We start from the raw sequence: 23,737 nt of genomic DNA, 5'->3' as shown, positions 1-23,737 counted from the left end.
GTTATGGCAAAGGGTTTTGGCACGGTCCGGAGGAAAGTCGCTGGCGGCACGATCCAAATCATCGGGTGATCTTGCGGTGGTCAATGTGCAGGCATTGGCCCGCCCCGGCACGTCCGCGCCGCGCAGCCCGCATGTGGTGAGCGTACCGGGCAGCGAGTTGAGCGTGTTTCCGCTGGATATTCCCGCCGGACTGCGCGGCGCGGCGCGCGAAAGGGTGGCATTGCGCCAGATCAGCGCCGAGCTTGGTCAGGATATCGCCCGGCTTCGCATCTGGCCGCTGGCCGGTCCGGGAGAGGCGGGGGCATGGTCACATGTGCTGATCGCGGATCGTGACCTCTGCGATGACTGGCGGCGGACATGCGGCCCTGCCTGTCGGGCATTGCTGCCGGATTTCCTTGTCCTGCCATGGGCCGATGGACTTTGGAGCTTCGCCGAAAGCGAAGACGGGCATTGGGTCGTCCGTACGGGCACCATCGCGGGATTGAGCGCCGAGCCGGAGATCGCCCGCGCCATGCTTGATGCGGCCTTGCGCACCGGCCCGGTGCCAAAGGCCATTTATGCGCCTGGCGGAGCGCCTGCTGATCTGGACGCGTTGGCCGCTGACAAAGGCATCAAGGTTTTTGCCAGCGCAGATGACGCGCAAAACGCGACCGGCGCAATGCCGCGCGCCTTTGCCCATGGGGAGCTGGGGGTGGACCTGCGGGTGGACCCTCAGGCCGCGCGCGACAGGCTGCGGCGCAGCGTTTTGCCATGGCGATGGCCCATCCTTGCCGGCGGGCTGGCCTTTGGCCTGTGGTGCGCGCTGATCGTGTTGCAGACGTCCCAGATCACCGCGCAGGACCGACAATGGCGGGCCGAGACGACCCGTCTTGTCCGGGAGTTCTTCGTGCCCTCCGGCCCGTTGATCGACATTCGGTTGCAGGTTGCGCGGGCATTGGATCGGCTGCGCGCCGCCTCCGCCGGGCAGGGGGAACGCCGCGATCCGCTGGATGTGATGAACTGGGTGTTTCCGGTTCTCGACCACGATGATGTTGCGATGGAATTGCTGCAACTGTCCGAAGAGGGCGCGCAGGATGGCGTGCTGGCCATTCTGGGCCTGCCGGATTTCGCCGCGCTGGACGGGACCGGGACGCGCGCCGAATTGGCGGGTCTGAGCATGCGCGTGATCAGTTCCGGCATTGCCGAGGATGGCGACGGGATCGTCGCGCAGGTGTTGTTCCAACGGGCAGAGACGGAGGGCGAAGATGGCTGAGCGCCTGATTGACCTTCTGTTGCGGCTGACCGGCCGGGAACGGCTGCTGCTCTTGCTGCTTGTGCTCGTGGCGCTGCCCGCCGGGTTGTGGTTTGGCGTGGCCGAGCCATTGATGGCGCGCAAGGCGGCCGCACATGCGGCGTTTGAAGAGGCGCAGGTTCTGCATGTCTGGGTGGTCGAGCGCGCGCAGGAAGCGGCCAGCCTGACCCCGGCGGACGAGGCACAGCGCGCCGATGACCCGATCGGGCTGAGCGCGATTGAGCAAAGCCTGCGCGAGGCCGGGCTGCGCGGCGATGTCACGGCTTTGACCAATGACGGGCAGGGCGGGGTGACGCTGCGCTTTGACAGCGTGGTGTTTCAGAAATTCGGCGCATGGCTCGAAGGGATCGCGCCGCAATGGGGCTACAGTCTGAGCGATCTGCGCATCGAGGCGACTGAGGATGAGGCCCGGGTCTTTGTGGAATTGCGTGCCCAGCCGGGCGAGGGCTGAGAGCTTTTTTAGCCGCCCAGCCGCGCCTCGATGGCACGCAACCGGCTCGCCAGCCCGCCCACCGGATCAAGCGCCGGATCTTCCTCCAGAACCGTGGACAGGGCGGACTGCGCGGATTTCAGCTTTGCGCGTCCCTCCGCTTTGGTCGCCGGAGATTTCAGCAGGCTGAGCGCATGTTCATGATCGGCGGTGCCCTGCACGGCCAGCGCGGCGTTGCGAGCCGTGCCTTGCGTGGCGCGTGCGACGGATGCGGCTTCGGCACTGGCGGCGTCATGCTTGCCCGCGCGCAGGAGCGAATGGGCGTATTCCAGCCGCAGCCGCGCGGAAAGCGGACCCGCATTGGCCAGAAGCGCCTCGTATTTGCTGGCGGCCTTGGCGTAGTCGCCGCTTTCCAACGCACCGCGCGCCGCATCGTAGCGCGCGGCAAAACCCATGCCTTGCCCGCCAAGCTGCGCATCGCAACCGAGCAAGGCAAAAACAACGGCGCCAAGCGCCGCTTTTGCGAAGACTGGAGATCTGCTCATGACCTGCCTATGTTCTAATTATTAACGCAAGCCTATCACAGGCCGGTGCCCGCGTCTATCTTTGCGCGTGGGCCACATATGGGACGGAGCCATTTGGTGAGCAGATTTCTTGCATTCCTTGTAACGCTTGCGGCGCTGGGCGCTGGCGGGTGGCTGGGCACGGCCCTGTGGGAAACGCGCGAAGCCACGCTTGTTCAGCCCCCCAATATCGAAATTGCCCGCGCTGGCAGTGGTGAAGACACCCGGTCCGAGGCGCGCCGCAGCCGTGGCTGGCCCGCGCTGTTCGGCGAGTTGGCGCCGCCCACGCCTGCGCAGGAGGAAACGCCAGAGCCGCAGCCGCCCGCGTCTGAGCCAGAGGCCGCGCCGCCCTCGCCGCCGTTGGAAAGCCAGGGCTACGGGCTGAGCGGTATCATCCGGTCCGGTAATGAACGCTGGGCCATTGTCACCCATCCCACCGGTGACAAGATCCTCAAACCGGGTGACGCGCTGACCGACGGGGCCGTCGTGATCGAGATCACCGCCGAAAGCATCGTCGTGGAAACCGGGCGCGGGCGGGAAACACTGGCCCTGCCCAAGGAGTGAGCTGAATTCCAGCCTGAGTCTCTGGGGCAACGGGTTCCTGCCGGAAATCACCTGTCACAAGGAAAGGGATGCGCGGGCCGTGCAAATCCGCTAGGGTGGCATCAATTACAAAGCCCGAAGGGGCAGCGCATACGCGCATTGAGCAGATAATTGGCGGGCAGGCAGTCATGCGGTCACTTTTGGGGCGATCACGTTCTTGGCGGGGCATTCCAGCGGCATTGGCGCTGGCATTGTCGTTTTCCTTTACTCCGGTCACCCCGGTCCTGGCCCAGGTCGAGCTGGACCTGCGCGACGCGGATCTGCGCAGTTTCATCACCATCGTGGCCGATGCGACAGGGCGCAATTTCGTGCTCGACCCCCAGGTGCGCGGCACAGTGACGGTGCTGGCGCCGCAGGGCATGTCACCCGATGCGCTGTATGAGGTGTTCCTGAACGTGCTTGAACTGAACCGCCTGACCATCGTGCAGGGGCAGGATGCCGACCGGATCGTATCGCTCAACACGGCGCGGGAACTCGCCCCCAATACCGGTGGCGTGCGGCTTGACGGCAATTACGAGACACGGGTGATCCAGCTTGAACACGCGCCCGCCGCCGAGGTGCTGGAGGTCATTCGCCCGCTTCTGCCCTCCGAGGCGATCATCACACTGGTGCCACGTTCGAACATGCTGGTCCTGTCGGACCGGGGCGAGAATTTCCGCCGCATCGAGAACCTTGTGAAGCGGCTCGACACGCCTCAGGACCGCCCGATCCAGATGATCCGCCTGCGCAATGCCAATGCGCAGGATGTGCTTCAGGTGGTGCAATCGCTCAATATCATCCCCGCCGATGCCTCGATCTCGGTAGACCGGCGCTCGAACGCGCTGGTCGTGTCCGGACCGCAGGAACTGGTCGAGCAGGTGCGGGTGCTGTCCTCGCGGCTGGATACGCAGCAAAACAACGTCGTCTCCATCGTCGAGCAGCTTAACTATGCCGATGCCTCGGCACTGGCCGATGTGGTGCTGCGCAGCTTCTCCGCCCGCGGGGACGAGGGCGCAACGCAGGGCCAGATCAGCATCGTGCCCGATCCCAGCTCCAATTCCCTGCTGATTTCGGCCCCGCAGGACAAGGTGAGCCAGATCGTGCAGATGGTCCGCCATCTGGACCAGCGACCGAAACAGGTGCTGGTCGAGGCGGTGATTTTCGAGATGGCCGTGGACGGGTTTTCCGATCTTTCCGTGCAGTTCGGCGAGGTTCTGGGCGATGTGCTGGTGGGCGGTGTGCAATTCGCGCTCGAAGGGCGTCCAACGCTGACCTCTTACGTCACGTCGGTGCTCAACAATGACCGCTCACTGCCGGGCAATGGCGGCTCGATCGGCGGTGTCGATGTGGGCAACGGCTTTGGTGCATTCCTGACGGCGATTGCCAGCACCAATTCCACCCGGCTTTTGTCCACCCCGTCGATCCTGACCCTGAACAATCAGGAGGCGGAAATCGTCGTGGCGCAGAACGTGCCTTTCGTGACCGGATCTTTCGCCACGGTGGGCGACAGCGCGATCCCCGATCAGCCGTTCCAGACCATTGAGCGCGAGGATGTGGGCCTGACCCTTGCGGTCAAACCGCAGGTCAATGCGGACCGGACCGTGCGGCTGGACATCAAACAGGAAGTGTCAAACCTGACCAATGACGCGGCCTCGACCGGCGGTGAGATCACCGCGCGGCGCGCTTTGAGCACCACGGTTCTGGTCAATGATGGCAATGTGATCATGCTGGGCGGGCTGCTGGAAAACGGCTCTGGCTCGGTGACGCAGAAAGTGCCGGGTCTGGGCGACCTTCCGGTTCTGGGTGGGCTGTTCAGAGGTAAGAACGCCTCAAAAAACCAGCGCGTGCTGCTTGTGCTCTTGCGCCCGCGGGTCATTGCCAACGATTCCGAGGCCCGCAAGCTGACCCGGGAGGCCGCCCGCGACGCGCGCAAGGCAAGCCTTGCTCTGGCCCCCAAGGACGGACATATTTACCCACGCACCACGGGCGGGGCCTTTCCGTTTGATGGTGCCGATCTCAACCAGCCCTTTGACGCCGGATTCATTGATGACGCAGCCCAGAGCCGAAATTACCCTCCGCTGCCCAGCCGGCTCAGGTTCAAGGGCAAGTACTGACCGTTCTGTTCCGGCATTAGCCGTTCTGGCGCGGGGGCTCTCGTGAGCGTGTCACGCCTGCCATATCCCTTTGCCGAGACGCATCAGGTGGTTGTGGAACCCGGTCGTATCGTGACCGGTCCCGAACCCAGCCTGCACGGGCTGGCCGAGGCGCGCAGGCGCGCGAATGGCCATGTCACGCTGGAGCGGTTGAGCAAATCCGAATTCGAACTGGCGCTGGCGCGAATCTATACCGACCGGGGCAATGGGTTTGACGGTGATGATCTCGACCATCAGTTCGATCTGGAGGATGGCGAAACCGCGTACCAGACACGCGATCTGCTGGACGAGGCCGAGGACGCGCCGGTGATCCGTATCGTGAACCAGTTCCTGCGCCGCGCGGTGCTGGACGGGGCGTCGGACCTGCATGTGGAGCCGCATGAAGGGGGCCTGCGCGTACGCATGCGCATCGACGGCTTTCTGCAGACCATCATGGACCGATCCGACCTGCCGGTGCGGCGCATCGTGTCGCGGCTCAAGGTCATGGCGGGGCTGGATATCGCCGAAACCCGGCTGCCGCAGGACGGGCGCATCCCGTTGCGTCTGGGCGGGCGGCAGATCGACACGCGGGTGTCCTCGCTGCCCAGCCAATATGGGGAACGCATCGTGCTGCGGATTCTGGACCGGTCTTCGGGGCTGAAACCGCTGCATGAACTGGGTCTGCACGAGGATCAGGTGGCGCGGTTGCAAAAGCTTTCGGCGCTGCCCAATGGCATCATCCTGGCCACCGGGCCGACCGGGGCGGGCAAGACCACCACGCTCTATTCGCTGCTTGATCTGGCCGATACGCGCGAACGCAATGTTGTGACGGTCGAGGATCCGGTAGAATACGAACTGCCCGATATCAGCCAGACCCAGATCAATTCCGATATCGGCATGACCTTTGCCGCCGGGCTGCGCGCGACGCTTCGGCAAGACCCCGATGTGATCCTTGTCGGCGAAATCCGCGACAATGAAACCGCCAGTGTCGCCGCGCAGGCGGCGCTGACCGGGCATCTGGTGTTTTCCTCGCTGCACGCCAACGGCTCGGTCGAGGCGGTTGTGCGCCTGCGCGATCTGGGGGTGGACAATTACCTGATCGGCGCAACCTTGCGCGCGGCGATTGCCCAGCGGTTGCTGCGGCGCGTCTGCCTGAACTGCTCCACGGCAGAGCCGCCTACCGCCAGCGACGCGGCGCTGTTCGATCAGGTTGGGGTGATCCTGCCGACCCGCGTGATGCGCGCGGTCGGATGCGCAAGCTGCAACAATACCGGCTATGTCGGCCGGGTTGGTATTTTCGAGATCACCATCGTGACCGAGACCCTCCGCGCCGCGATTGGCGAAGGCGCGAGCGAAACCGCCCTGCGCCATGCGGCGCTTGACCCCGGCGATACGTTGCTGGGGCAGGGGATGCAGGCGGTGGCGCGCGGTGACAGCACGGTGGATGAGGTGCTGCGCATCGTGGGGGACTCGGTGTGAAGGCGTTTTCCTATGTGGCCTATACGCAAGAGGGCAAACGCAAGACCGGCACAATCGTGGCCGAGACCGAGGTGGATGCCCAATCCCGGCTCAAGACCAAGGGGCTGTTTGCCTCCGAGCTTGTGTCGCGCGCTGCGGACAAGGGCAAAAACCGATCGGGCGGCGGTGCGCGGCTCAATGCGGATCAACGCGCGGTATTCACGCGTCAGATGGCGGTGCTCTTGTCTGCGGACATGCCCACCGAGACCGCGTTGGAGGCCGTGCGGACGGCTGGCGGCGGGCGGGCGATGGAAACCGTGGCCACGCGCGCCAAGGCCTCGGTCATGGAGGGGCAGCCGCTGAGCCGCGCGCTGGCGGATTGCGGCGCGGGCTTTCCGCCCTATTTTATCGCAGCCTTGCGGTCGGGCGAAGGGGCGGGCGATGTGCCAGCGGTGCTGACGGAATTGGCCGATCACCTCGAAACCGTGGGGCAGGACAAGGCGCAGATTGCCAATGCGCTGGTCTATCCGGCCTTTGTCGCGGCGGTGTCGCTTTTGGTGTGCGGGATTCTCATGGTCAAGGTCGCGCCGGAAATCGTGGCGCTGTTCGAGGTTGCCGATCAGCCCTTGCCGGAATTGACGCAGGTCATGCTGGGCATCACCAGGTGGATTCAGTCTAACGCGCTGTGGCTCGGGCTGGGGGCGGTTGCGCTGGTCGGGTTTCTGGCCATCGTACCGCGCGTGCCCGTGCTCAAGGCGCTGCGGGACCGGTTTGTTCTGGCGTTGCCGCTCTTTGGCAGGCTGAAACGGCAATCGGCGGCGGTACAGTATCTGCGCACATTGGCGCTGGTTCTGGGCTCGCGCCAGACCGCGCTGACCGCGGTCGAGGGCGCGGCAGAGGTGCTGGACGTGGCGCAGTTCCGGCAAGAGGCCGATCAGGCCGCCCGCGACGTGCGCGGCGGGTCGAGCATGTCCTCGGCGCTCAAGGCACTGAGCATCGTGCCGCCGGTGGCGCAACAGATGATCACCGTGGGCGAACAGACCGCGCGGCTGGCGCGGATGGCCGACCGCAGCGCGGTGATGGTGGAACACGGGCTCAGCAATGAACGCAAACGGATCGCCGCGCTGCTGGAGCCGATTTTGATGCTGATCGTGGGGGCGGGCGTGCTGACAATCGTGTTGTCGATCCTATTGCCCATTTTCGACCTTCAGGCGGTCGTCGCCGGGTAGCGCCCGCAGAATCGGACGCCATCATCGTTTGGTCTGTGCTGGCTTACCGGCCCCAGGTGCGGACCGCGCCGCAATCCATATGCACGAAGTTCGAGCCGGAGTAGCGGCCGACGCCGCCTGCGCGACAGGCCGATGCGGCGCGCGCGACCTGGCTGACCGAGCGGGAATTGACCCGCACATCCGCCGCCTGACCCTTGAGGTGCAGCGAATTCTTGGCCACACCGCGCGAGCGCGAGCGCAGCATGGCGTTGGTTTTCGGGCTGCGATAGCCCGACAGCAGCATATAGGGCTCGTCCACATCCAGAAGGTTATGGGCGGCTGTCAGAATGTCAATTGTCCGCAGGTCGATATATTTCACGTCATTCGTGCGCCAGTCGCGCATGAAGTTGTGAACCTCGGACACCGCGTCCTTGATATAGTCGCCTTCGACCCAATAGATCATGTCGATCTTTTCGCCGGTGCGGGCGGAATACATCTTGATGCGCCGGATATCCCCGCCGCCGCGCAGGAACCCTGCCGCGTTGGAATAGGTCGGTGCCGCTGTCACGAGAGTTGCTGCAAACGCGCCCAAGAGGCCGCGGCGCGAAATCGCGCTGTTGCTGGTATTCGTCATGTTGTCTTGCGCCTGTCCGTCGCTCTACCAAAATTCAAGTCCGCGATGTTACGCGAACCCGGTCATCTCATCCCCAGATGCGTGATCTCTATGCCACATCGCGATTCTTTGTCCAAGGCGAGATTCGTCTTCCTCCAGCTTCGCAAGCCAGTTAGGCGAAAATTTGCTGAAATTTCCGTTCATGTGGCAGAAATGCGCAAATGCCTGTCCAGCCTACGATTGCCTGTCTGGGGGTCAGTATGCGTTGCAGAGCTTAAGAAATTGTGAGTAGACAAACGCCTACAGTCTTGCGCCTATGGGGTATTGAGATTCAAGTCGGTTTGAGGAGGTTCAGATGGTTTCACGCGGGAAAGCGGTTTTCAGGGGTGTCATGATTGGCGCAGTGCTCGCCCTGAGCACAGCATTGACGAGCCCTGCGGCCGCTCAGGTCACGATCTTCAAGCAAGCGGTGGCAGAATCGGCTGCGCAGGACCGCGATATTGCGGCGCTCTACCGCGATACGAAATTCGAACCCGTCTGGACCGGCCCCGATGAGACCCATCGCGCGCGTCGCGCCGCGCTTCTGGGGGCGCTGGACAGCGCCGCCGCCCATGGCCTTCCTCTGCGCGTCCACAATGCCGATAGTGTTCGCGCCATGATGGCCAATGCCCGTACCGAGCAACAGCTTGGTGAGCTTGAGGTCGAACTCACCCGCACGCTTCTGCGCTTTGCCCGGCATTTGCAGACCGGTGTGATCGAAGACCCGCAAAAGGTCATTTCGCATATAAAGCGCGAGGTCCCGGTGCGCGACGCGTCCGACCACCTGAGGGCCTTTACCACCGGCGATCCGGTGCAGTTCTTCCGGTCCCTTGTGCCCACCTCACCGGAATATACCCGGTTGGTCCGCGCCAAGATGGAACTGGAACAAACACTGGCCAATGGTGGCTGGGGGCCGACGGTTCCGGCCAACTCGCTCAGCCCCGGTCAGTCCGGCAATGCGGTCGTGGCCCTGCGCAACCGGCTCATTGCCAAGGGCTACCTGACCCGTTCGGCCAGCGTGACCTATGACGGCGCGATGCAAAAGGCGGTGCAGGAATTCCAGATCCACCACGGTCTTGAACCCGATGGGGTGGCCGGCAGCAGCACGGTGCGCGCGCTGAATGTCTCGGCCCAGGACCGGCTGAAATCCGTTCTGGTCGCAATGGAGCGGGAGCGTTGGCTCAACCGGCCGCGTGGTGAGCGTCATATCCTCGTCAACCTGACCGAGTTCTCGGCCCGGATCATGGATAATGACAAGGAGACCTTCTATACCCGCGCGGTGATCGGCAAGAACGTGTCGGACCGCGAAACGCCGGAATTCTCCGATGTCATGGAATATATGGAGATTAACCCGTACTGGAATGTGCCGCGTTCGATCATGGCCAATGAATACCTGCCGCAGATGCGCGCGAACCCCTACGCGGCAGGGCATCTGCAGCTGGTGGATGCGCGGGGCCGCGTGGTGCCGCGTTCGGCGGTGAATTTCGGGGCCTATTCGGGGCGCAACTTCCCGTTCAACCTGCGCCAGCCGCCGTCGAACAGCAACGCGCTGGGGCTGGTCAAGTTCATGTTCCCGAACCCCTACAACATCTACCTGCATGACACGCCCGCCAAGAGCCTGTTTGCCCATGAGGTGCGGGCCTATTCGCATGGTTGCGTGCGGCTGCAAAAACCGTTCGAGTTCGCCTATGCATTGCTTGCCAAGCAATCGGACACGCCCAAGGCCGATTTCCATCGCGTTCTGGATACCGGCGCCAATACGCGCGTGAATCTCGAAACGCCGGTGCCGGTACATATCATTTACCGCACCGCGTTCACCGATGCGAAGGGGCGGATGAATTACCGCAATGACATGTATGGCCGCGATGCGCGCATCTTTGATGCCCTGAACAACGCGGGGGTGGCGCTGCCTGCGGTTCGCGGATAAACCCGGCCTCGTCGCAACGTGGCGGGGATCAGCATGAGTTACACGGTCAGTGAAATCGCCCGGGCGCTGGGCTGCGAGGCTGTCGGGGCCACCGAACTGGTGATCACGGGCTGCAGCGAGCCTGCAGATGCCGCACCTGACCAGCTCGCCTTGGCCATGAAGCCCGAATATGCCGAAACGCTGGGGCAGGGACAGGCGCAGGTCGCGATGCTCTGGCAGGGCGCGGATTGGCAGGCGCTGGGCCTGCGCGCCGCGATCCTGGCAGAACGCCCGCGCTTTGCCATGTCCGGCCTGTCGGCGGTGATGGACCCCGGCCCGCGCTACGGCACGGGCATTCACCCGGCGGCGATTGTCGACCCGTCGGCCGTGATCGGCAAGGATGTGAACATTGCCCCGGGTGCGATCATCGGGGCAGGGGTCCGGATTGGCGACGGTTCCACGATCGGCCCGCAGAGCTATATCGGCACCGACGTCACCATCGGACCGGGGGCCGATATCCGCGAACATGTTGTTATCTGCCATGGCTGCACCATCGGCGCGCGGTTCATCGCGCAACCCGGCGTGCGTGTGGGGTCAGACGGGTTTTCCTTTGTCACTCCCGAACAAAGCGCGGTGGAGCGGGTGCGCGACACGCTGGGCGATCAGGGCGAGGAAGAGCGCCAGAGCTGGGCGCGCATCCATTCTCTGGGCGCGGTCACCATCGGCGATGATGTAGAGATCGGGGCGAATACCTGTATCGACCGGGGCACCATCCGCGATACGGTGATCGGCAATCGAACCAAGATCGACAACCTCGTGCATCTGGGCCACAACGTGCAGATCGGCGAGGATTGCCTGATCTGCGGTCAGGTGGGCATGGCGGGATCGGCCAAGGTGGGCAACAATTGCGTCTTTGCCGGTCAATGCGGGGTGAGCGACAATATTTTCGTGGGCGACAACGTGATTGCCGGCGGGGCCACCAAGATCATGTCCAACGTGCCCAAGGGGCGGGTGCTGCTTGGCTATCCGGCGACCAAGATGGAAAACCAGATGGAAAGCTACAAGGCGCTGCGCAGATTGCCGCGTTTGTTCAAGGAAGTCGCAGCCCTTAAAAAAGCTGTTTCAAAGCCAGAGTAGAGACACTACATCACGGGCGAGCACACAGTAGGGATAAGGCATGAACGTCAAGGACAAGGTGTTTGAAATCATCGCGGAACAGGCTGTGCTTGAGCCGTCCGATGTGACCATGGACAGCACGCTGGATGACCTCGGTATCGACAGTCTCGGGCTGGTGGAAAGCATCTTTGCCATTGAAGAGGCGTTCGATATCTCCATTCCCTTTAACGCCAACGAGCCATCAGAGAGCGATTTCGACATTTCCTCCGTGGCCTCCATCGTGGCCGGGATCGAAAAACTGATCGCCGAGCAGCACGATTGACGGCGGGCGGGCGCGGGCCATGGCACAGGGTATGAAACGCGTTGTCATCACCGGGGCGGGCACCATCAATGCCATCGGGCACAATGTGGCCGAGACGCTGGAAGGGTTCCGTGAAGGGCGCTGCGGCATCGGTCCGCTTGATTTCCCGGATGTTGAGCGCCTGTCGATCCGCATTGGCGGTCAGGTGCGCGGCTATGATGCCGAGGCCCGGTTCAACCGCCAGCAACTGGCGCTTTATGACCGGTTCACGCAATTCACGCTTCTTGCGGTGCGCGAGGCAGTGGCGCAATCGGGGCTGAGCTTTGATGGCGAACTGGCCGCGCGGTCCGGCGTGGTTCTGGGCAATTCCGGCGGCGGTATGACCACGCTCGATGCCAATTACCGCTCGGTCTATGAAGAGGGCAAGAACCGGGTTCATCCATTCGTGGTGCCCAAGCTGATGAACAATGCCGCCGCCAGCCACGTGTCGATGGAGTTCAACCTCAAGGGGCCAAGTTTTACGGTTTCGACCGCCTGTGCGTCGTCGAACCACGCCATGAGCCAGGCCTTTCAGATGGTTCATGGCGGCATGGCCCCGGTGATGGTGACCGGCGGGTCAGAGTCGATGCTCTGCTTTGGCGGGGTCAAGGCATGGGAAGGGCTGCGGGTCATGTCCAAGGATGCCTGCCGACCCTTTAGTGCCAATCGCAACGGCATGGTGCAGGGCGAAGGCGCGGCGGTATTTGTCTTTGAAGACTATGACCACGCGAAGAAACGCGGTGCCGAGATCCTGGCCGAGGTGGTGGGCTTTGCCATGTCGTCGGATGCGGCCGATATCGTCATGCCCTCCAAGAATGGCGCGGCGCGCGCCATCCGTGGCGCGATGATGGATGCGCGGATCAATCCCGAAGAGGTGGGCTATATCAACGCCCATGGCACGGGGACCGCCGCCAATGACAAAACCGAATGCGCCGCCGTGGCGGATGTGTTCGGGGCGCATGCGGACAGGTTGATGATTTCATCGACCAAATCCATGCATGGCCATCTGATCGGCGGCACCGGGGCGGTGGAACTTCTGGCCTGTGTCATGGCGCTGCGCGACGGGGTGATCGCGCCGACCATCGGCTATGAAGAGCCAGACCCGGAATGCGCGCTGGACGTGGTGCCGAACGAGGCGCGCGAGGCAAGGGTCGAGGTGGCGCTGAGCAATGCGTTTGCCTTTGGCGGGTTGAACGCGGTTCTGGCGTTGCGCAAGGTTTAGAAGGGGTTGGGGGGCTTTGCCCCCCGCCTTCGGCTCCCCCCAAGGTATTTTCAAACAGAAGAAGACCAGAGACGGCTTTATTGCGCCCGTTCCGCCGCATAAGCGATAGCGCGCTGGTAATTGCCGCTGTCATTCCAGGCCGAGAGAACGCGGAAATTATGCGTGCCTTCGCCAAAAGGTTGCCCGGCTTTCCAGCCATTGCGCTTGAGCATATTGGCCGCCGACATCAGCGCATCCACGGCGCTATAGGGATCGGCGCGGCCATCGCCATTGCCGTCCACGCCGAATTTGACCCAATTGCCCGCGAGAAACTGCATATGGCCTAATTCACCCGATGGCCCGCCCTTGGTGGCTGACGTGATCACGCCGCGATCCACAAGGCTGAGCGCGGCAACGGCATGGGATTCAAAGCGCGGGTGGCGGCGGCAGTAGGAGGCTAGGGTCACCGCCCCGTCCACGATCCGGGTGTTGCCCAGATAACCGCCCCAGCTTGTCTCAAGTCCCCAGATGGTGGCCAGGATGCTGCCCGGAACACCGGTGCTGCGCTCAATCGCGGCAAAGGTGCGCGGGTTGGCGGCCATCTTGGATCTGACCCGGCTGATAAAGGCATCGGCCGAGGAACCCGAGCGCTTGGCCAGGAATGTCGCCGGATCGGACTGCAGGGTGCCGGTCTGGCTTCTTGGGTTGGACTCAAACCGCCACGTGATTCCGGACAGGCCCGCCGCGTTCAGGGCCTGCAATCCGCGTTGCCCAATGCCGCTGCGCTGCGCGTCCTTGGCAAGCCCGGCCTTGTAGGCACCGAACTGGCCTTTCGACGTGATGCACTGCGCGGCCTGAACCGATGTTGACAACAGCCCCAGAGCAATTGAGGCGGAAAGCAGAAGATGGCGCATGCTTGAAATCCTTTGAACCGACTGAACAATCCGCAGTTTAGCCAGCCATTAAGACAGGTAAACAAAAATCCTTATGTTCAGGTTCCAAAGGCAAGACCCGCAAGGATAACCGCCAGCACCGCCAGAGCCGTTGCCGCCCGGGCCATCTGTGCCATGCGCGCGGGGTCAGGACGCGGGCCGCCGCGTGCGGCGCGCAGGCTGATGACGTTCATCCATCCCGACAGCATGGTCAGGAGGATCACCACCGCAATCTTGCTCAGGAACAGCGCTGATACAGCGCCGCCATGCGTCGTTTGCCACAGCCAGATGCCGGTGGCCCAGAGGATAACCAGGGACAGGAACCCTCCCTGACCCAGCCGCATTCGTATTTTCATCACCGTCGGCGTGGCGGCCGGATCGGCCCCGGCGCTCACCCGGGCGATGACAAGCCCGGCCAGCCCAAAGCCCACGCCCGAGGCCATGGCCAGTAAATGCAGGATCTTGATGGCGGCCATGACATGTCCTTTCGTGTTGGGCAACAGATCCAGTATAGCAAAAAAGGGCGCCCGGTGGGACGCCCTTTGCATCTTTGTAGGGTGGGCAATGCTGCCCACCAGCCACTTTAGCAGCTGTAATACATGCCGAACTCGACCGGGTGCGGCGTGTGTTCGTACAGTTCTACCTCTTCCATCTTGAGCGCGATATAGCCCTCGATCTGGTCTTTGGTGAACACGTCACCGGCCAGCAGGAAGGCGTGATCGGCGGCCAGCGCATCCAGCGCTTCACGAAGCGAACCACAGACGGTGGGGATACCTTCCAGCTCTTCGGCCGGCAGGTCGTAGAGGTTCTTGTCCATCGCCTCGCCGGGATCGATCTTGTTGGTGATCCCGTCCAGACCGGCCATCAGCAGCGCGGCAAAGCACAGGTAGGGGTTGGACGACGGGTCGGGGAAACGGGCCTCGACGCGCTTGGCTTTGGGGCTTTCGGTCCACGGAATACGGACACAACCCGAACGGTTACGGGCCGAGTAGGCGCGCAGAACGGGGGCTTCAAAGCCCGGGATCAGACGCTTGTAGGAGTTGGTCGACGGGTTGGTGAAGGCGTTCAGCGTTTTCGCGTGCTTCAGGATGCCGCCAATGAAATACAGCGCTTCCTGCGACAGGTCAGCATATTTGTCGCCTGCAAAGAGCGGCTTGCCGTCTTTCCAGATCGACATGTTCACATGCATGCCGGTGCCGTTGTCGCCATAGATCGGCTTCGGCATGAAGGTTGCCGACTTGCCATAGGCCTGTGCCACGTTGTGGATCACGTATTTGTATTTCTGCAGCTCGTCGGCCTGTTTGGTCAGGCTGTCAAAGATCAGGCCCAGCTCGTGCTGGCAGGACGCCACTTCGTGGTGGTGCTTGTCCACTTTCATGCCCAGACGCTTCATGGTCGAGAGCATTTCCGAGCGGATATCCTGACCGTCGTCGATCGGGTTGACCGGGAAATAGCCGCCCTTGATGCCGGGGCGATGGCCGGTGTTGCCCATCTCGTATTCGGTGTCGGTGTTCCACGAAGCGTCGAGCGCGTCTACCTCATAGGAGACCTTGTTGATCGAGTTCGAGAAACGCACGTCGTCGAACAGGAAGAATTCCGCTTCCGGACCCATATAGGCCACGTCGCCGATACCGGAGGCCTTCAGGTAGGCTTCGGCCTTTTGCGCGGTGCCGCGCGGGTCACGCTCATAGGATTCGCCGGTGTCGGGCTCAACGATGGAGCAATGCACACAGATGGTCTTTTCCGCATAGAACGGGTCCATATAGGCGCTGTCCGTGTCGGGCATCAGCTTCATGTCGGAGGCTTCGATGGATTTCCAGCCTGCGATGGAGGAGCCGTCGAACATGAACCCTTCTTCGAGGAAGTCTTCGTCCACGAGATCCACATCCACGGTCACGTGCTGCAGCTTGCCGCGCGTGTCGGTGAAACGGATGTCGACATAGGCGACGTCCTCGTCCTTGATCTGCTTGAGCAGGTCTTGTGCGCTCATTTTACATATCCCTTTGTTGCGTGTTGGGGTGTCTTGCTTTGCGCCGGATTACAGCGCGTCGGAGCCGGTTTCGCCGGTCCGGATACGAATGGCCTGTTCCACGGGGGAGACAAAGATTTTGCCGTCGCCGATCTTGTCGGTCTTGGCCGCGCCCACGATGGCCTCAATCGCGCCGTCGACCTGATCGTCGTCCAGCACAACCTCGATTTTCACCTTGGGCAGGAAATCCACCACATATTCCGCGCCGCGATAGAGCTCGGTATGGCCCTTCTGGCGACCGAAGCCTTTGACCTCGACGACCGAGAGGCCCTGAACGCCAACATCCTGCAGCGCTTCCTTCACCTCGTCGAGTTTGAAGGGTTTGATGATCGCTTCGATCTTTTTCATGTGGTGGCCTCCTCGCTATCCCGTGTTCCTGGTGGCACAGATCACTTCTCTTGAGGGGCCACAATTGGCTAGGGTCCGGGGCAGGGGAAAATCGCAGCCCGGGAAAAGGGTGTGATTAAAAAATAGGCAATTTGCCCGCGAAATGGGCGAAAGTGAATCGGGAGGCCCGAAAAATGACCGAATTGCTCACCGCTGCCCAAATGCGCGCCATTGAAACTGCCGCGATTCAGAGCGGCGCGGTGACCGGGCTGGAGCTGATGGAACGCGCCGGTTCGGGTGTGGTTGAAGCAGTGTTCGAAGAGTGGCCGGAACTGGGGCAGGGGGCGCATCGCGCGGTGGTGCTTTGCGGTCCGGGGAACAATGGCGGCGACGGGTTTGTGGTGGCGCGGCTGCTGAAGGAGCGCGGCTGGGAGGTGGAGGTGTTTCTCTATGGGGATGCTGAGAAGCTGCCGCCGGATGCGAAGATGAATTATGAGCGGTGGGCGGAGATGGGGGAGGTTACTGCTCTCGGCTTTCCGGTTGTTACAGCCTTGGCATTTGAATCGCTTTGGGCACGTATCCTTGCTCGTGGTTATGGTGAAGAAAGCCTGCCAGATGCTCCGGCACCATTGGTCATCGATGCAATTTTCGGAACTGGCCTCACCCGCCCGGCGTCAGGAATTGCTAGCTTGTTCGATCTTTGCAGCGACAGTTCACCTTACCAATGGGGGGGCGCAACACGATGGGTCGCTGTCGACATTCCCAGCGGGCTTTGTGCTGACAGTGGGCGGCTTTATAGAACCGGCCGCACAGCAACGCGAATTGACCAGGTCCTTTCTGCTGATTTGACCGTAACTTTTCATCGCGAAAAACTCGGACACAGATTGGCAGGCGGTCCAGAAAGCTGTGGGCATGTTGTCGTAAAGCCAATTGGGCTATTGGAACTAGATAATCCGCAAGACTTGGATGATGACTTGGCTGACAAGGGTTTGGGCCGAGTCGCTACGTTGTCCGGGCCATTGCATCCTTACTGTCTAGCTAAGAAAACCGGTCACAAATTCTCCCACGGTCACGCGCTCATCCTTTCCGGCGGGGCTGGCAAAACCGGTGCCGCGCGTCTCGCGGCCCGGGGCGCGCTCCGGATCGGGGCGGGGCTGGTGACGCTGGGGGTGCCGCCCTCGGCGCAGATGGAGGTGGCGTCGCAGATCACCGCGTTGATGCTCACCCGGGTGGCGGATGCCGACGGGCTGGCGGAGGTGCTCAGGGACGAGCGGATGAATGCGCTGTGCCTTGGGCCGGGCCTGGGGCTGGAGCGGGCGCGCGATTTGGTGCCTGTGGCGTTGGGGAATGGTGGGCAAATTGCCCACCCTACAGGGGTTGTTCTGGATGCTGATGCGCTGAGTGCGTTTCAGGATGATCCGCAGACGCTCTTTGACATGTTGCACGAGAACTGCGTTCTCACGCCCCATGGCGGGGAATTCGCGCGGTTGTTCCCGGATATTTCCGAACGGCTCAACGCGCCCGCCACCAAAGGCCCGGCCTATTCCAAAGTGGACGCGACGCGCGATGCCGCGAAACGGGCAGGGTGCACCGTGCTCTTCAAAGGTCCCGATACTGTCATTGCTGATCCGTCGTGGCGCTGTTCCATCAACGCCGCCGTCTATGACCGCGAGGCCCCCTGGCTCGCCACCGCCGGGTCGGGTGACGTTCTTGCAGGATTCATCACCGGGCTTCTCGCTCGCGGGTTCGCCCCGATGCAGGCGGCCGAGACCGCCGCATGGTTGCATGTGGAATGCGCGCGCAGTTTTGGGCCCGGGTTGATTGCCGAGGATCTGCCGGAAGAACTGCCGAAAGTGTTCAGGGCGCTGAACCTGTAGGGTGCGCCGTCACGGCGCACCGCTACGTCACGCGGTGGTCGCCCGCTCCGCCACGGCGCTTTCCACCTCAAGCCCGTCGGCATAAAGGATATGCGGCACGTCGAACACCAGCTGGATCAGCCGCATCCGCCGCCTCGGCCCCACCGAGACGAAATCACCGTCCACCAGCCGTTTGATCGGCACCAGCGCCGCTTTCATTCCGAACAGCGCCTCGGCACGCCAGTCGCGCACCAGCACCCGCTGCGTGGCGGGCAGCACCATATCGGCATCGGGGCGGGTATGACCCAGCGATCCGGCGCGCACTGTAACCGTTTCACAATCCGCATCCATGACCCGCAGGTCGCGCAGCACCGCCATGCCGCTGTCGCGGGTGATGATGCGGTCGCCGGGAGAGAGAAACTCAACCGGCAATTCGCCATCCAGCGTCAAGAGCCGCGTGCCGGGCATGAGCCCGTTGTTTCGGGAAAGTTTGTCCTGAGAATGCGCGCCGTTGCTCGGGACGGATTCGTCCCGAACCGGGGATGTCCCCGCGTGGCGCCCGACCGTTTTCGGTTTCATGGGCGTACCTGTTTGTTCCTGCCTCGGTTTTTTCGCAAGAATAGGACAACAGCCGGTAAATGTCGCGGCTTTTTTGTGACGCGGCGGGGCATTTTCCTGCGGCTTTCCTCTCGCATCGCCCGAAAAGCTTTGCTAAATGCCCCGTCACGTAGGTATGCCCTGCGTCGGATGCGGGTGTGGCGAAATTGGTAGACGCACCAGATTTAGGTTCTGGCGCCGCAAGGCGTGGGGGTTCAAGTCCCTCCACCCGCACCACTTCGGATTGGTCTACCGCCTTGGGCGACTTGAGGCCGATCCGGTTCGAGGTTTGAACTCTCACCCGCGTCAAAGACCTCGGCACAGCTGCGGCTGCCCGGTCATCATGGCCCTGCGTGAGACAAGAATGACCCGAAGGTTAACGTTTTTGCGGCTTCGGCTGGCCAAAATCCCCTGATCATCTTAACGAACATGGCTGAGACAGTGCGGAGTTGAGACTTGTGGGTTGTGTTCAACCCTGTCGGAACCGCCCTGTCGTGATCGCGGACGAAGGTCGTTTCAGGGGCAAAACATGTTTGGCACAGAAGATTTCCACGTGGCCCGGTTCTTTTCCCTGTGCGAACGCGGGTTGACCGAGCGCGGTATTTCCGTTGAGCCGACAACAGATCTGGATAGTGGCCAGGCGCGTATGCGGGCCATGCAGAAACACGGGTTTACCCCCATGTTGTCCACCGAATTTCACGATCTGTCCAAGGAAGAAGCCTTTTGGCTGTTCCTGCAGAAGGATGGCCGGGACATCGCGGGTGTGGCGGCACGATTGGATCGGCTCGGTTCGGAAAGCCTGAGCGCGTTCTGGCTGCGGTCCTATGCGCGCATGTACAGCATCCCGATGGACTCCATCTCTGAACGTCATGCGCCTGCGGCCGTTACAAGCATCCGGGGGCGCGTTGCCTATCTGGGAGAGTTCTTTTTCCACCCCGAGGCGCGCGGGTCACGGAACCTCTACAGTCTCTTTACCCATCTGCTGTTCTGCTATTGCCAGATCCATTGGCGCACGGACTGGCAATACGCCTTTATCCGCAAGCCCGATGTCGAACGCGGGCTGGCCAGCCTTTATGGCTACACGGTACAGGTGCCGGGGGCGCAGACCTGGCTGAGCGAGGTGCCGGGGCGGACGTCGAATGAGTACCTGGTCGCCTTGCCCGCCTGCGATCTGTGCCACGCGGCGCGGTTCTACACCCGGTCGCCGGAATATTTCCTGGGTGACGACACGCTGAGCAAGGTCGAAAAATTCAGCACGTAGGGCGCGCCCTTTTTATCCGTGACGGGCAACATAAGGCGCACGAAATCCACCCGGAACGAATCCGAGATACGCGTGGCCGGAACGATCCGGGATTGCGGCGTGACCATGCCGACGCCGATCCTGCTCACGGTTGCGATGGTTGTGCGCAACTCGTTCATGTCCGCATCGTTGAGCTTTTCGATGAACGTTTGAAGCTTGGACGCGTCGTTGGATTTCAGCGTCTCCGCTGACAAGCCAAGCGGCCCGATATGGGTGACTTCCGGCGCGCCATCTTGACCCGAGGCCGACACCAGATCGACATAGGGCAGGAGCGTCTCGCAGTTTTCCAGCTTGCCACCAGTCTCCTGCCACCAGGCGACGATGCAGTCCATGGTCGGGCGGCTGCCCTGTGCCAGCATCTTGGCCCGCGCGGTGCGGAATACATCAGTCAACAGGCGCGAGGCCTGCTGGTCAATGTCGCGGGCGCTGGCGATTTCGAAATCGCCTTCCTGTTCATCGAAATAGGACAGGCTCACGCCCAATTCCCGCGCAAGGCGCGACATGGTCGCAAAGGAGGGCCCCTCGGGGGTGCTGCCATCGAGAAAGCCGGTGAGCGCGCTTTCGTCGATGCCAATCGCCGCGCCCAGTTCCGCGGGTTTGCGCCCCTGGGCTTCGATGAGGGATTGAAGTCTGTCGCGCAAAGGGTCCTGGGGCATGGGCACATATCTATTATTCGGACGGCTGAATGTGTTGGCGCAACGCAGGATTGTCAAGCCAAGGGGCGCGGCCACCGGCGCGGTTTGCCGTGTCCGGTCAACCGGTTTGACCCCGGCGTAGGTCCGCGCCAAAACAGGGGAAACGTATCAACAGTGAGATTACAGAATGGTTCGGACCGCGATTGCTGCACTTTGCATGGCTGTATCGGGCGCGGCGGCAGAAGCCGCCGAGTTCACGGTTTTGCAGGAAAACCCGCACCGTTGCGCGGTCAAGATATCCGGGCCAATCGAAACTGGGGATCTGGACCGGTTCAAGGCATTTGTGCGCGACGAGGTCACACCGCTTGGCCTGCCAGTGGTTGGCGGGGCGCAGTCCGTCAACAGTGGTCCCCACCCGATGATCTGTCTCGACAGCCCCGGCGGATCATTGGCCGAGGCGGTGCGCATGGCGCTTTATATCAAGGAGGGCTACAGCGAAGAGGAGGGCACCTTCATCCTGCGCAACATGGCGACGATGGTGGCCGCTGGCGATAAATGCCACAGCGCCTGTGCCGTGCTTTTCCTGGCCGGGCAATCCAGCGAAGGCCAGCATGGCAATTTTCCGGCCCGCAACCTGCATGTTGGCGGGGAACTCGCCTTTCATGCACCGAGCCTCGATGTGCCCAGCGGGGACTATTCCAAGGAGTCGGTGGACAAGGCGTTTCGGTTGGCCGTGCAGGCGATCTCGCAGCTTATGTCGCGCGCTGACACGCTGGAATTGTCGCCCAAGCTGATTGACCAGATGTTGTCGGTCCCGCCTGAGGTGCTGGGGTATCTTGATACAGTTGGCGCGGCCCAGGCCTATGGCGTTGATCTGGTGGGCCTGCCGGTGCCGCAGGGCTTGACCCGGGATCGGGTTGGCCAACTGTGTGACATGGCCCGGCGACCCGGTGCCGCGCTGTCGTTGCCCACTGTCGGGCGGTCAAGCACCGTGCCCGACTTCTACCGGATATATACCGGCATGGACCGGACGTGGAACAGGTTCGAGGAAGAGGGCCGGACCGTTCGCTTCGAGATGGGGATTTTCGATGAAGGGGGCTATACCTGTTCCGGCGAACTGGGGCGCACCGAAGAGAACGAATTGTGGGGCCGCGCGCTCATTGACGACTGGGGCGGAGGGCAGACATCCTTTTCTGCTCAGGCCGAGGCGTGGAAGTTCTATCCACCGCAAGTCCCGCTGAGGGAACTTGCCGCCATCATGAACGGGCGTGACGCGCTCACCGCTGACGTCACCTTCCCCGAGGCAAGCGCGACCATGCAGACAACCTGCACGCTTCTCGCTGGTGGGACAGTGACGGCGAAAGAGCCGTGTACCGTCTCCTTTCAGCAGGTCTTTTACGGCGATGCGACACGCAGCTACATTTGGGAAGCCAATGTTGCAGGCGAAGCGATCCGTGTAACAGGCAGGGAGCGGCGCGGCCAGGACACGCCGACCATTTCGTTGAATGGTGCCGTTGCCACCGTCGCACCAGCGCTGGGAGAGGGAGCTTTTGACACCAATCCGCGCTGTGTCGGCACACCAGAGCGCGCCTTCTGCTTTGAAACCGGGCAATGAGGCCGGATTCACCCCGGATTCACGCTTGCACAGCGCCCGCCTGACCAATATTACACGGCGAGATTTTCCCACCCGGCTGCGGCCCTGTTGCGGCGCGGTTGCGCGAACCACCATGAAGGACGAGAGAACATGCAGGTCACCGAGACCCTGAACGAAGGACTGAAGCGCGGCTACGCGATCACCGTCACCGCGGCCGAGCTGGACGAAAAGGTCAACGAAAAGCTGGCCGAAGCACAGCCCGAGATCGAGATGAAGGGCTTTCGCAAGGGCAAGGTCCCGATGCCGCTGCTGAAGAAGCAATTCGGTCAGCGTCTGCTGGGCGAAGCGATGCAGGAAAGCATCGACGGTGCGATGAACAAGCATTTCGAGGACAGCGGCGACCGCCCCGCGCTCCAGCCCGAGGTCAAGATGACCAACGAGGACTGGAAAGAAGGCGACGACGTGAATGTCGAGATGTCCTATGAGGCGCTGCCCGAGATCCCCGAAGTGGACCTGAAATCGCTCAAGCTTGAGAAGATGGTCGCCAAGGCCGGTGACGACGAAGTGAACGAAGCGCTGGCCAACCTGGCCGAGACCGCGCAGGACTTCAAATCGCGCCGCAAAGGCTCCAAGGCGAAAGACGGCGATCAGGTCGTGATGGATTTCGTCGGCAAGGTGGATGGCGAAGCGTTCGAGGGTGGCTCTGCCGAGGATTACCCGCTGGTGCTGGGCTCCAACTCCTTCATCCCCGGTTTCGAAGAGCAACTGGTGGGCGTGAAGGCCGAGGAAGAAAAAGACGTCACCGTCTCCTTCCCCGAAGAGTATCAGGCCGAGCATCTGGCCGGCAAAGAGGCCGTGTTCTCCTGCACCATCAAAGAGGTGAAGGAACCGGTGGCCGCCGAGATCAATGACGAACTGGCCGGTAAATTCGGTGCCGAGAGCCTTGATGCCCTGAAAGAGCAAATCAAGGAACGTCTGGAAGCGGAATATGTCGGCGCGTCGCGTGCCGTGACCAAGCGCGCGCTGCTCGACCAGCTGGACGAGATCGTGTCCTTTGACCTGCCGCCGTCGCTGGTGGAGGCCGAGGCCAAGCAGATCGCGCATCAGCTGTGGCACGAGGAAAACCCCGAAGTGCAGGGGCATGACCACGGCGAGATCGAACCCACCGACGAGCACAACAAACTGGCCGAGCGCCGCGTGCGTCTGGGCCTGCTGCTGGCCGAACTGGGCCAGAAGGCCGAGGTACAGGTCTCTGACGCCGAGATGACACAGGCGATCATGAACCAGGCCCGTCAGTACCCGGGTCAGGAGCGCCAGTTCTTTGAATTCGTGCAGCAAAACGCCCAGATGCAGCAGCAACTGCGCGCCCCGATCTTTGAAGACAAGGTTGTCGACTACATCATGGAGCTGGCCGAGGTAACCGAGAAAGAGGTCTCCAAGGAAGAGCTGCAGAAAGCCGTCGAAGAGCTCGACGAAGAGTAACGTCATCGCTCATTGGATTGAGAGGGCCGCTCCGCTCGGGGCGGCCTTTTTCGTGTCCGGGGTGTTCTTGCGCCCGGGTCTTGCCCATTTGCGGGTCCTGAGGCAC

At 62.3% G+C, this 23,737-nt stretch carries 22 protein-coding genes and 1 tRNA gene; 15 read left to right on the top strand and 8 right to left on the bottom strand.

The window, feature by feature from the left end; genetic code table 11:
- Positions 1-16: 16 nt before the first annotated feature.
- Together gspL and gspM are read left to right on the top strand one after the other, a co-directional pair.
- Positions 17-1,252 carry a type II secretion system protein GspL gene (gene gspL / locus PGB28_RS00470; RefSeq protein ID WP_271419501.1) on the top strand — a complete coding sequence of 412 codons (1,236 nt, stop codon included), beginning with the start codon at positions 17-19 and terminating at the stop codon, positions 1,250-1,252.
- On the top strand, positions 1,245-1,742 hold the full coding sequence (gspM, locus tag PGB28_RS00465; protein WP_271419500.1) for a type II secretion system protein GspM: 498 nt from the start codon (positions 1,245-1,247) through the stop codon (positions 1,740-1,742). Before gspL ends, gspM begins: the two co-directional genes overlap by 8 nt.
- A gap of 8 nt (positions 1,743-1,750) precedes the next feature.
- Here the strand turns inward: gspM and PGB28_RS00460 are convergent, their stop codons facing one another.
- The gene (locus PGB28_RS00460; RefSeq protein ID WP_271419499.1) at positions 1,751-2,266 is read right to left on the bottom strand and encodes an outer membrane protein assembly factor BamD; all 516 of its coding nucleotides are present in this window, start codon (positions 2,264-2,266) and stop codon (positions 1,751-1,753) included.
- A 96-nt stretch (positions 2,267-2,362) separates the two neighbouring features.
- Between PGB28_RS00460 and PGB28_RS00455 the strand changes: the two genes are divergently transcribed.
- From PGB28_RS00455 to PGB28_RS00440, 4 genes are all read left to right on the top strand, one after another.
- On the top strand, positions 2,363-2,848 hold the full coding sequence (locus tag PGB28_RS00455) for a hypothetical protein (RefSeq protein WP_271419498.1): 486 nt from the start codon (positions 2,363-2,365) through the stop codon (positions 2,846-2,848).
- Positions 2,849-3,015: 167 nt separating this feature from the next.
- Positions 3,016-4,980 (top strand): type II secretion system secretin GspD, encoded by a 1,965-nt coding sequence (gene gspD / locus PGB28_RS00450; protein ID WP_271419497.1) that lies wholly within the window; start codon positions 3,016-3,018, stop codon positions 4,978-4,980.
- A 42-nt stretch (positions 4,981-5,022) separates the two neighbouring features.
- Positions 5,023-6,477, top strand: coding sequence for a GspE/PulE family protein (locus PGB28_RS00445; protein ID WP_271419496.1), 1,455 nt, complete (start codon positions 5,023-5,025; stop codon positions 6,475-6,477).
- Complete coding sequence (locus PGB28_RS00440) at positions 6,474-7,685, top strand: type II secretion system F family protein (protein ID WP_271419495.1); 1,212 nt, start codon at positions 6,474-6,476, stop codon at positions 7,683-7,685. Before PGB28_RS00445 ends, PGB28_RS00440 begins: the two co-directional genes overlap by 4 nt.
- A gap of 43 nt (positions 7,686-7,728) precedes the next feature.
- On the opposite strand, the gene PGB28_RS00435 is transcribed toward PGB28_RS00440, so the two are convergent.
- A complete protein-coding gene (locus PGB28_RS00435; RefSeq protein ID WP_271419494.1) occupies positions 7,729-8,298 on the bottom strand; it encodes a YcbK family protein in 570 nt (189 codons plus the stop codon).
- Positions 8,299-8,701: 403 nt separating this feature from the next.
- Here PGB28_RS00435 and PGB28_RS00430 point away from each other — a divergent pair, with 403 nt between their 5' ends.
- Genes PGB28_RS00430 through PGB28_RS00415 form a run of 4 tightly spaced genes read left to right on the top strand, consistent with a single transcriptional unit; the run spans position 8,702 to position 12,900 of the window.
- Complete coding sequence (locus PGB28_RS00430) at positions 8,702-10,243, top strand: L,D-transpeptidase family protein (protein ID WP_271419493.1); 1,542 nt, start codon at positions 8,702-8,704, stop codon at positions 10,241-10,243.
- Positions 10,244-10,276: 33 nt separating this feature from the next.
- On the top strand, positions 10,277-11,359 hold the full coding sequence (locus PGB28_RS00425) for a UDP-3-O-(3-hydroxymyristoyl)glucosamine N-acyltransferase (RefSeq protein WP_271419492.1): 1,083 nt from the start codon (positions 10,277-10,279) through the stop codon (positions 11,357-11,359).
- A 40-nt stretch (positions 11,360-11,399) separates the two neighbouring features.
- Positions 11,400-11,660, top strand: coding sequence for an acyl carrier protein (locus PGB28_RS00420; RefSeq protein WP_271419491.1), 261 nt, complete (start codon positions 11,400-11,402; stop codon positions 11,658-11,660).
- 31 nt (positions 11,661-11,691) lie between these two features.
- Positions 11,692-12,900: a beta-ketoacyl-[acyl-carrier-protein] synthase family protein gene (locus PGB28_RS00415; protein ID WP_271419490.1), complete on the top strand. Its 1,209-nt coding sequence runs from the start codon at positions 11,692-11,694 to the stop codon at positions 12,898-12,900.
- 77 nt (positions 12,901-12,977) lie between these two features.
- Here PGB28_RS00415 and PGB28_RS00410 read toward each other — a convergent pair whose 3' ends face one another.
- The 4 genes from PGB28_RS00410 to PGB28_RS00395 form a co-directional block, all read right to left on the bottom strand.
- Entirely contained in the window at positions 12,978-13,793 is an 816-nt protein-coding gene (locus PGB28_RS00410) for a lytic murein transglycosylase (protein ID WP_271419489.1), read from the bottom strand.
- Between the two features lie 77 nt (positions 13,794-13,870).
- Positions 13,871-14,287 (bottom strand): hypothetical protein, encoded by a 417-nt coding sequence (locus PGB28_RS00405; protein WP_271419488.1) that lies wholly within the window; start codon positions 14,285-14,287, stop codon positions 13,871-13,873.
- A gap of 107 nt (positions 14,288-14,394) precedes the next feature.
- A complete protein-coding gene (gene glnA / locus PGB28_RS00400; protein ID WP_271419487.1) occupies positions 14,395-15,801 on the bottom strand; it encodes a type I glutamate--ammonia ligase in 1,407 nt (468 codons plus the stop codon).
- 48 nt (positions 15,802-15,849) lie between these two features.
- A complete protein-coding gene (locus PGB28_RS00395; protein ID WP_271419486.1) occupies positions 15,850-16,188 on the bottom strand; it encodes a P-II family nitrogen regulator in 339 nt (112 codons plus the stop codon).
- Between the two features lie 173 nt (positions 16,189-16,361).
- On the opposite strand from PGB28_RS00395, the gene PGB28_RS00390 reads away from it, so the two are divergent.
- Positions 16,362-18,044, top strand: a complete 1,683-nt coding sequence (locus tag PGB28_RS00390; protein ID WP_271419485.1) for an NAD(P)H-hydrate dehydratase — start codon at positions 16,362-16,364, stop codon at positions 18,042-18,044.
- Positions 18,045-18,071: 27 nt separating this feature from the next.
- Here PGB28_RS00390 and PGB28_RS00385 read toward each other — a convergent pair whose 3' ends face one another.
- Positions 18,072-18,602: a Hint domain-containing protein gene (locus PGB28_RS00385; RefSeq protein WP_271419484.1), complete on the bottom strand. Its 531-nt coding sequence runs from the start codon at positions 18,600-18,602 to the stop codon at positions 18,072-18,074.
- A gap of 170 nt (positions 18,603-18,772) precedes the next feature.
- On the opposite strand from PGB28_RS00385, the gene PGB28_RS00380 reads away from it, so the two are divergent.
- Positions 18,773-18,857: transfer RNA gene (locus PGB28_RS00380), tRNA-Leu, on the top strand.
- 292 nt (positions 18,858-19,149) lie between these two features.
- The gene (locus PGB28_RS00375) at positions 19,150-19,881 is read left to right on the top strand and encodes a hypothetical protein (RefSeq protein WP_271419483.1); all 732 of its coding nucleotides are present in this window, start codon (positions 19,150-19,152) and stop codon (positions 19,879-19,881) included.
- Here PGB28_RS00375 and PGB28_RS00370 read toward each other — a convergent pair.
- Positions 19,812-20,576, bottom strand: a complete 765-nt coding sequence (locus tag PGB28_RS00370; RefSeq protein WP_271419482.1) for a helix-turn-helix domain-containing protein — start codon at positions 20,574-20,576, stop codon at positions 19,812-19,814. The genes PGB28_RS00375 and PGB28_RS00370 overlap by 70 nt on opposite strands.
- Before the next feature lie 196 nt (positions 20,577-20,772).
- Here PGB28_RS00370 and PGB28_RS00365 point away from each other — a divergent pair, with 196 nt between their 5' ends.
- Together PGB28_RS00365 and tig are read left to right on the top strand one after the other, a co-directional pair.
- Positions 20,773-22,170, top strand: a complete 1,398-nt coding sequence (locus PGB28_RS00365; RefSeq protein WP_271419481.1) for a hypothetical protein — start codon at positions 20,773-20,775, stop codon at positions 22,168-22,170.
- A 129-nt stretch (positions 22,171-22,299) separates the two neighbouring features.
- Complete coding sequence (gene tig / locus PGB28_RS00360; RefSeq protein ID WP_271419480.1) at positions 22,300-23,631, top strand: trigger factor; 1,332 nt, start codon at positions 22,300-22,302, stop codon at positions 23,629-23,631.
- The last annotated feature ends 106 nt before the right edge of the window (positions 23,632-23,737 follow it).

This window comes from Primorskyibacter aestuariivivens (genome assembly GCF_028023675.1).
GTDB lineage: Bacteria > Pseudomonadota > Alphaproteobacteria > Rhodobacterales > Rhodobacteraceae > Marinovum > Marinovum aestuariivivens.
Note: the sequence above shows the minus strand (reverse complement) of the source record. Positions and strands in the feature narration are given on the sequence as shown.

Coding starts and splice junctions, on each gene's coding strand:
- gspM (WP_271419500.1), top strand. CDS start 1,245: ATGGCTGAGCGCCTGATTGACCTTCTGTTGCGGCTGACCGGCCGGGAA.
- PGB28_RS00460 (WP_271419499.1), bottom strand. CDS start 2,266: ATGAGCAGATCTCCAGTCTTCGCAAAAGCGGCGCTTGGCGCCGTTGTT.
- gspD (WP_271419497.1), top strand. CDS start 3,016: ATGCGGTCACTTTTGGGGCGATCACGTTCTTGGCGGGGCATTCCAGCG.
- PGB28_RS00435 (WP_271419494.1), bottom strand. CDS start 8,298: ATGACGAATACCAGCAACAGCGCGATTTCGCGCCGCGGCCTCTTGGGC.
- PGB28_RS00425 (WP_271419492.1), top strand. CDS start 10,277: ATGAGTTACACGGTCAGTGAAATCGCCCGGGCGCTGGGCTGCGAGGCT.
- PGB28_RS00420 (WP_271419491.1), top strand. CDS start 11,400: ATGAACGTCAAGGACAAGGTGTTTGAAATCATCGCGGAACAGGCTGTG.
- PGB28_RS00415 (WP_271419490.1), top strand. CDS start 11,692: ATGAAACGCGTTGTCATCACCGGGGCGGGCACCATCAATGCCATCGGG.
- PGB28_RS00410 (WP_271419489.1), bottom strand. CDS start 13,793: ATGCGCCATCTTCTGCTTTCCGCCTCAATTGCTCTGGGGCTGTTGTCA.
- PGB28_RS00405 (WP_271419488.1), bottom strand. CDS start 14,287: ATGGCCGCCATCAAGATCCTGCATTTACTGGCCATGGCCTCGGGCGTG.
- glnA (WP_271419487.1), bottom strand. CDS start 15,801: ATGAGCGCACAAGACCTGCTCAAGCAGATCAAGGACGAGGACGTCGCC.
- PGB28_RS00395 (WP_271419486.1), bottom strand. CDS start 16,188: ATGAAAAAGATCGAAGCGATCATCAAACCCTTCAAACTCGACGAGGTG.
- PGB28_RS00390 (WP_271419485.1), top strand. CDS start 16,362: ATGACCGAATTGCTCACCGCTGCCCAAATGCGCGCCATTGAAACTGCC.
- PGB28_RS00385 (WP_271419484.1), bottom strand. CDS start 18,602: ATGAAACCGAAAACGGTCGGGCGCCACGCGGGGACATCCCCGGTTCGG.
- PGB28_RS00375 (WP_271419483.1), top strand. CDS start 19,150: ATGTTTGGCACAGAAGATTTCCACGTGGCCCGGTTCTTTTCCCTGTGC.
- PGB28_RS00370 (WP_271419482.1), bottom strand. CDS start 20,576: ATGCCCCAGGACCCTTTGCGCGACAGACTTCAATCCCTCATCGAAGCC.
- PGB28_RS00365 (WP_271419481.1), top strand. CDS start 20,773: ATGGCTGTATCGGGCGCGGCGGCAGAAGCCGCCGAGTTCACGGTTTTG.
- tig (WP_271419480.1), top strand. CDS start 22,300: ATGCAGGTCACCGAGACCCTGAACGAAGGACTGAAGCGCGGCTACGCG.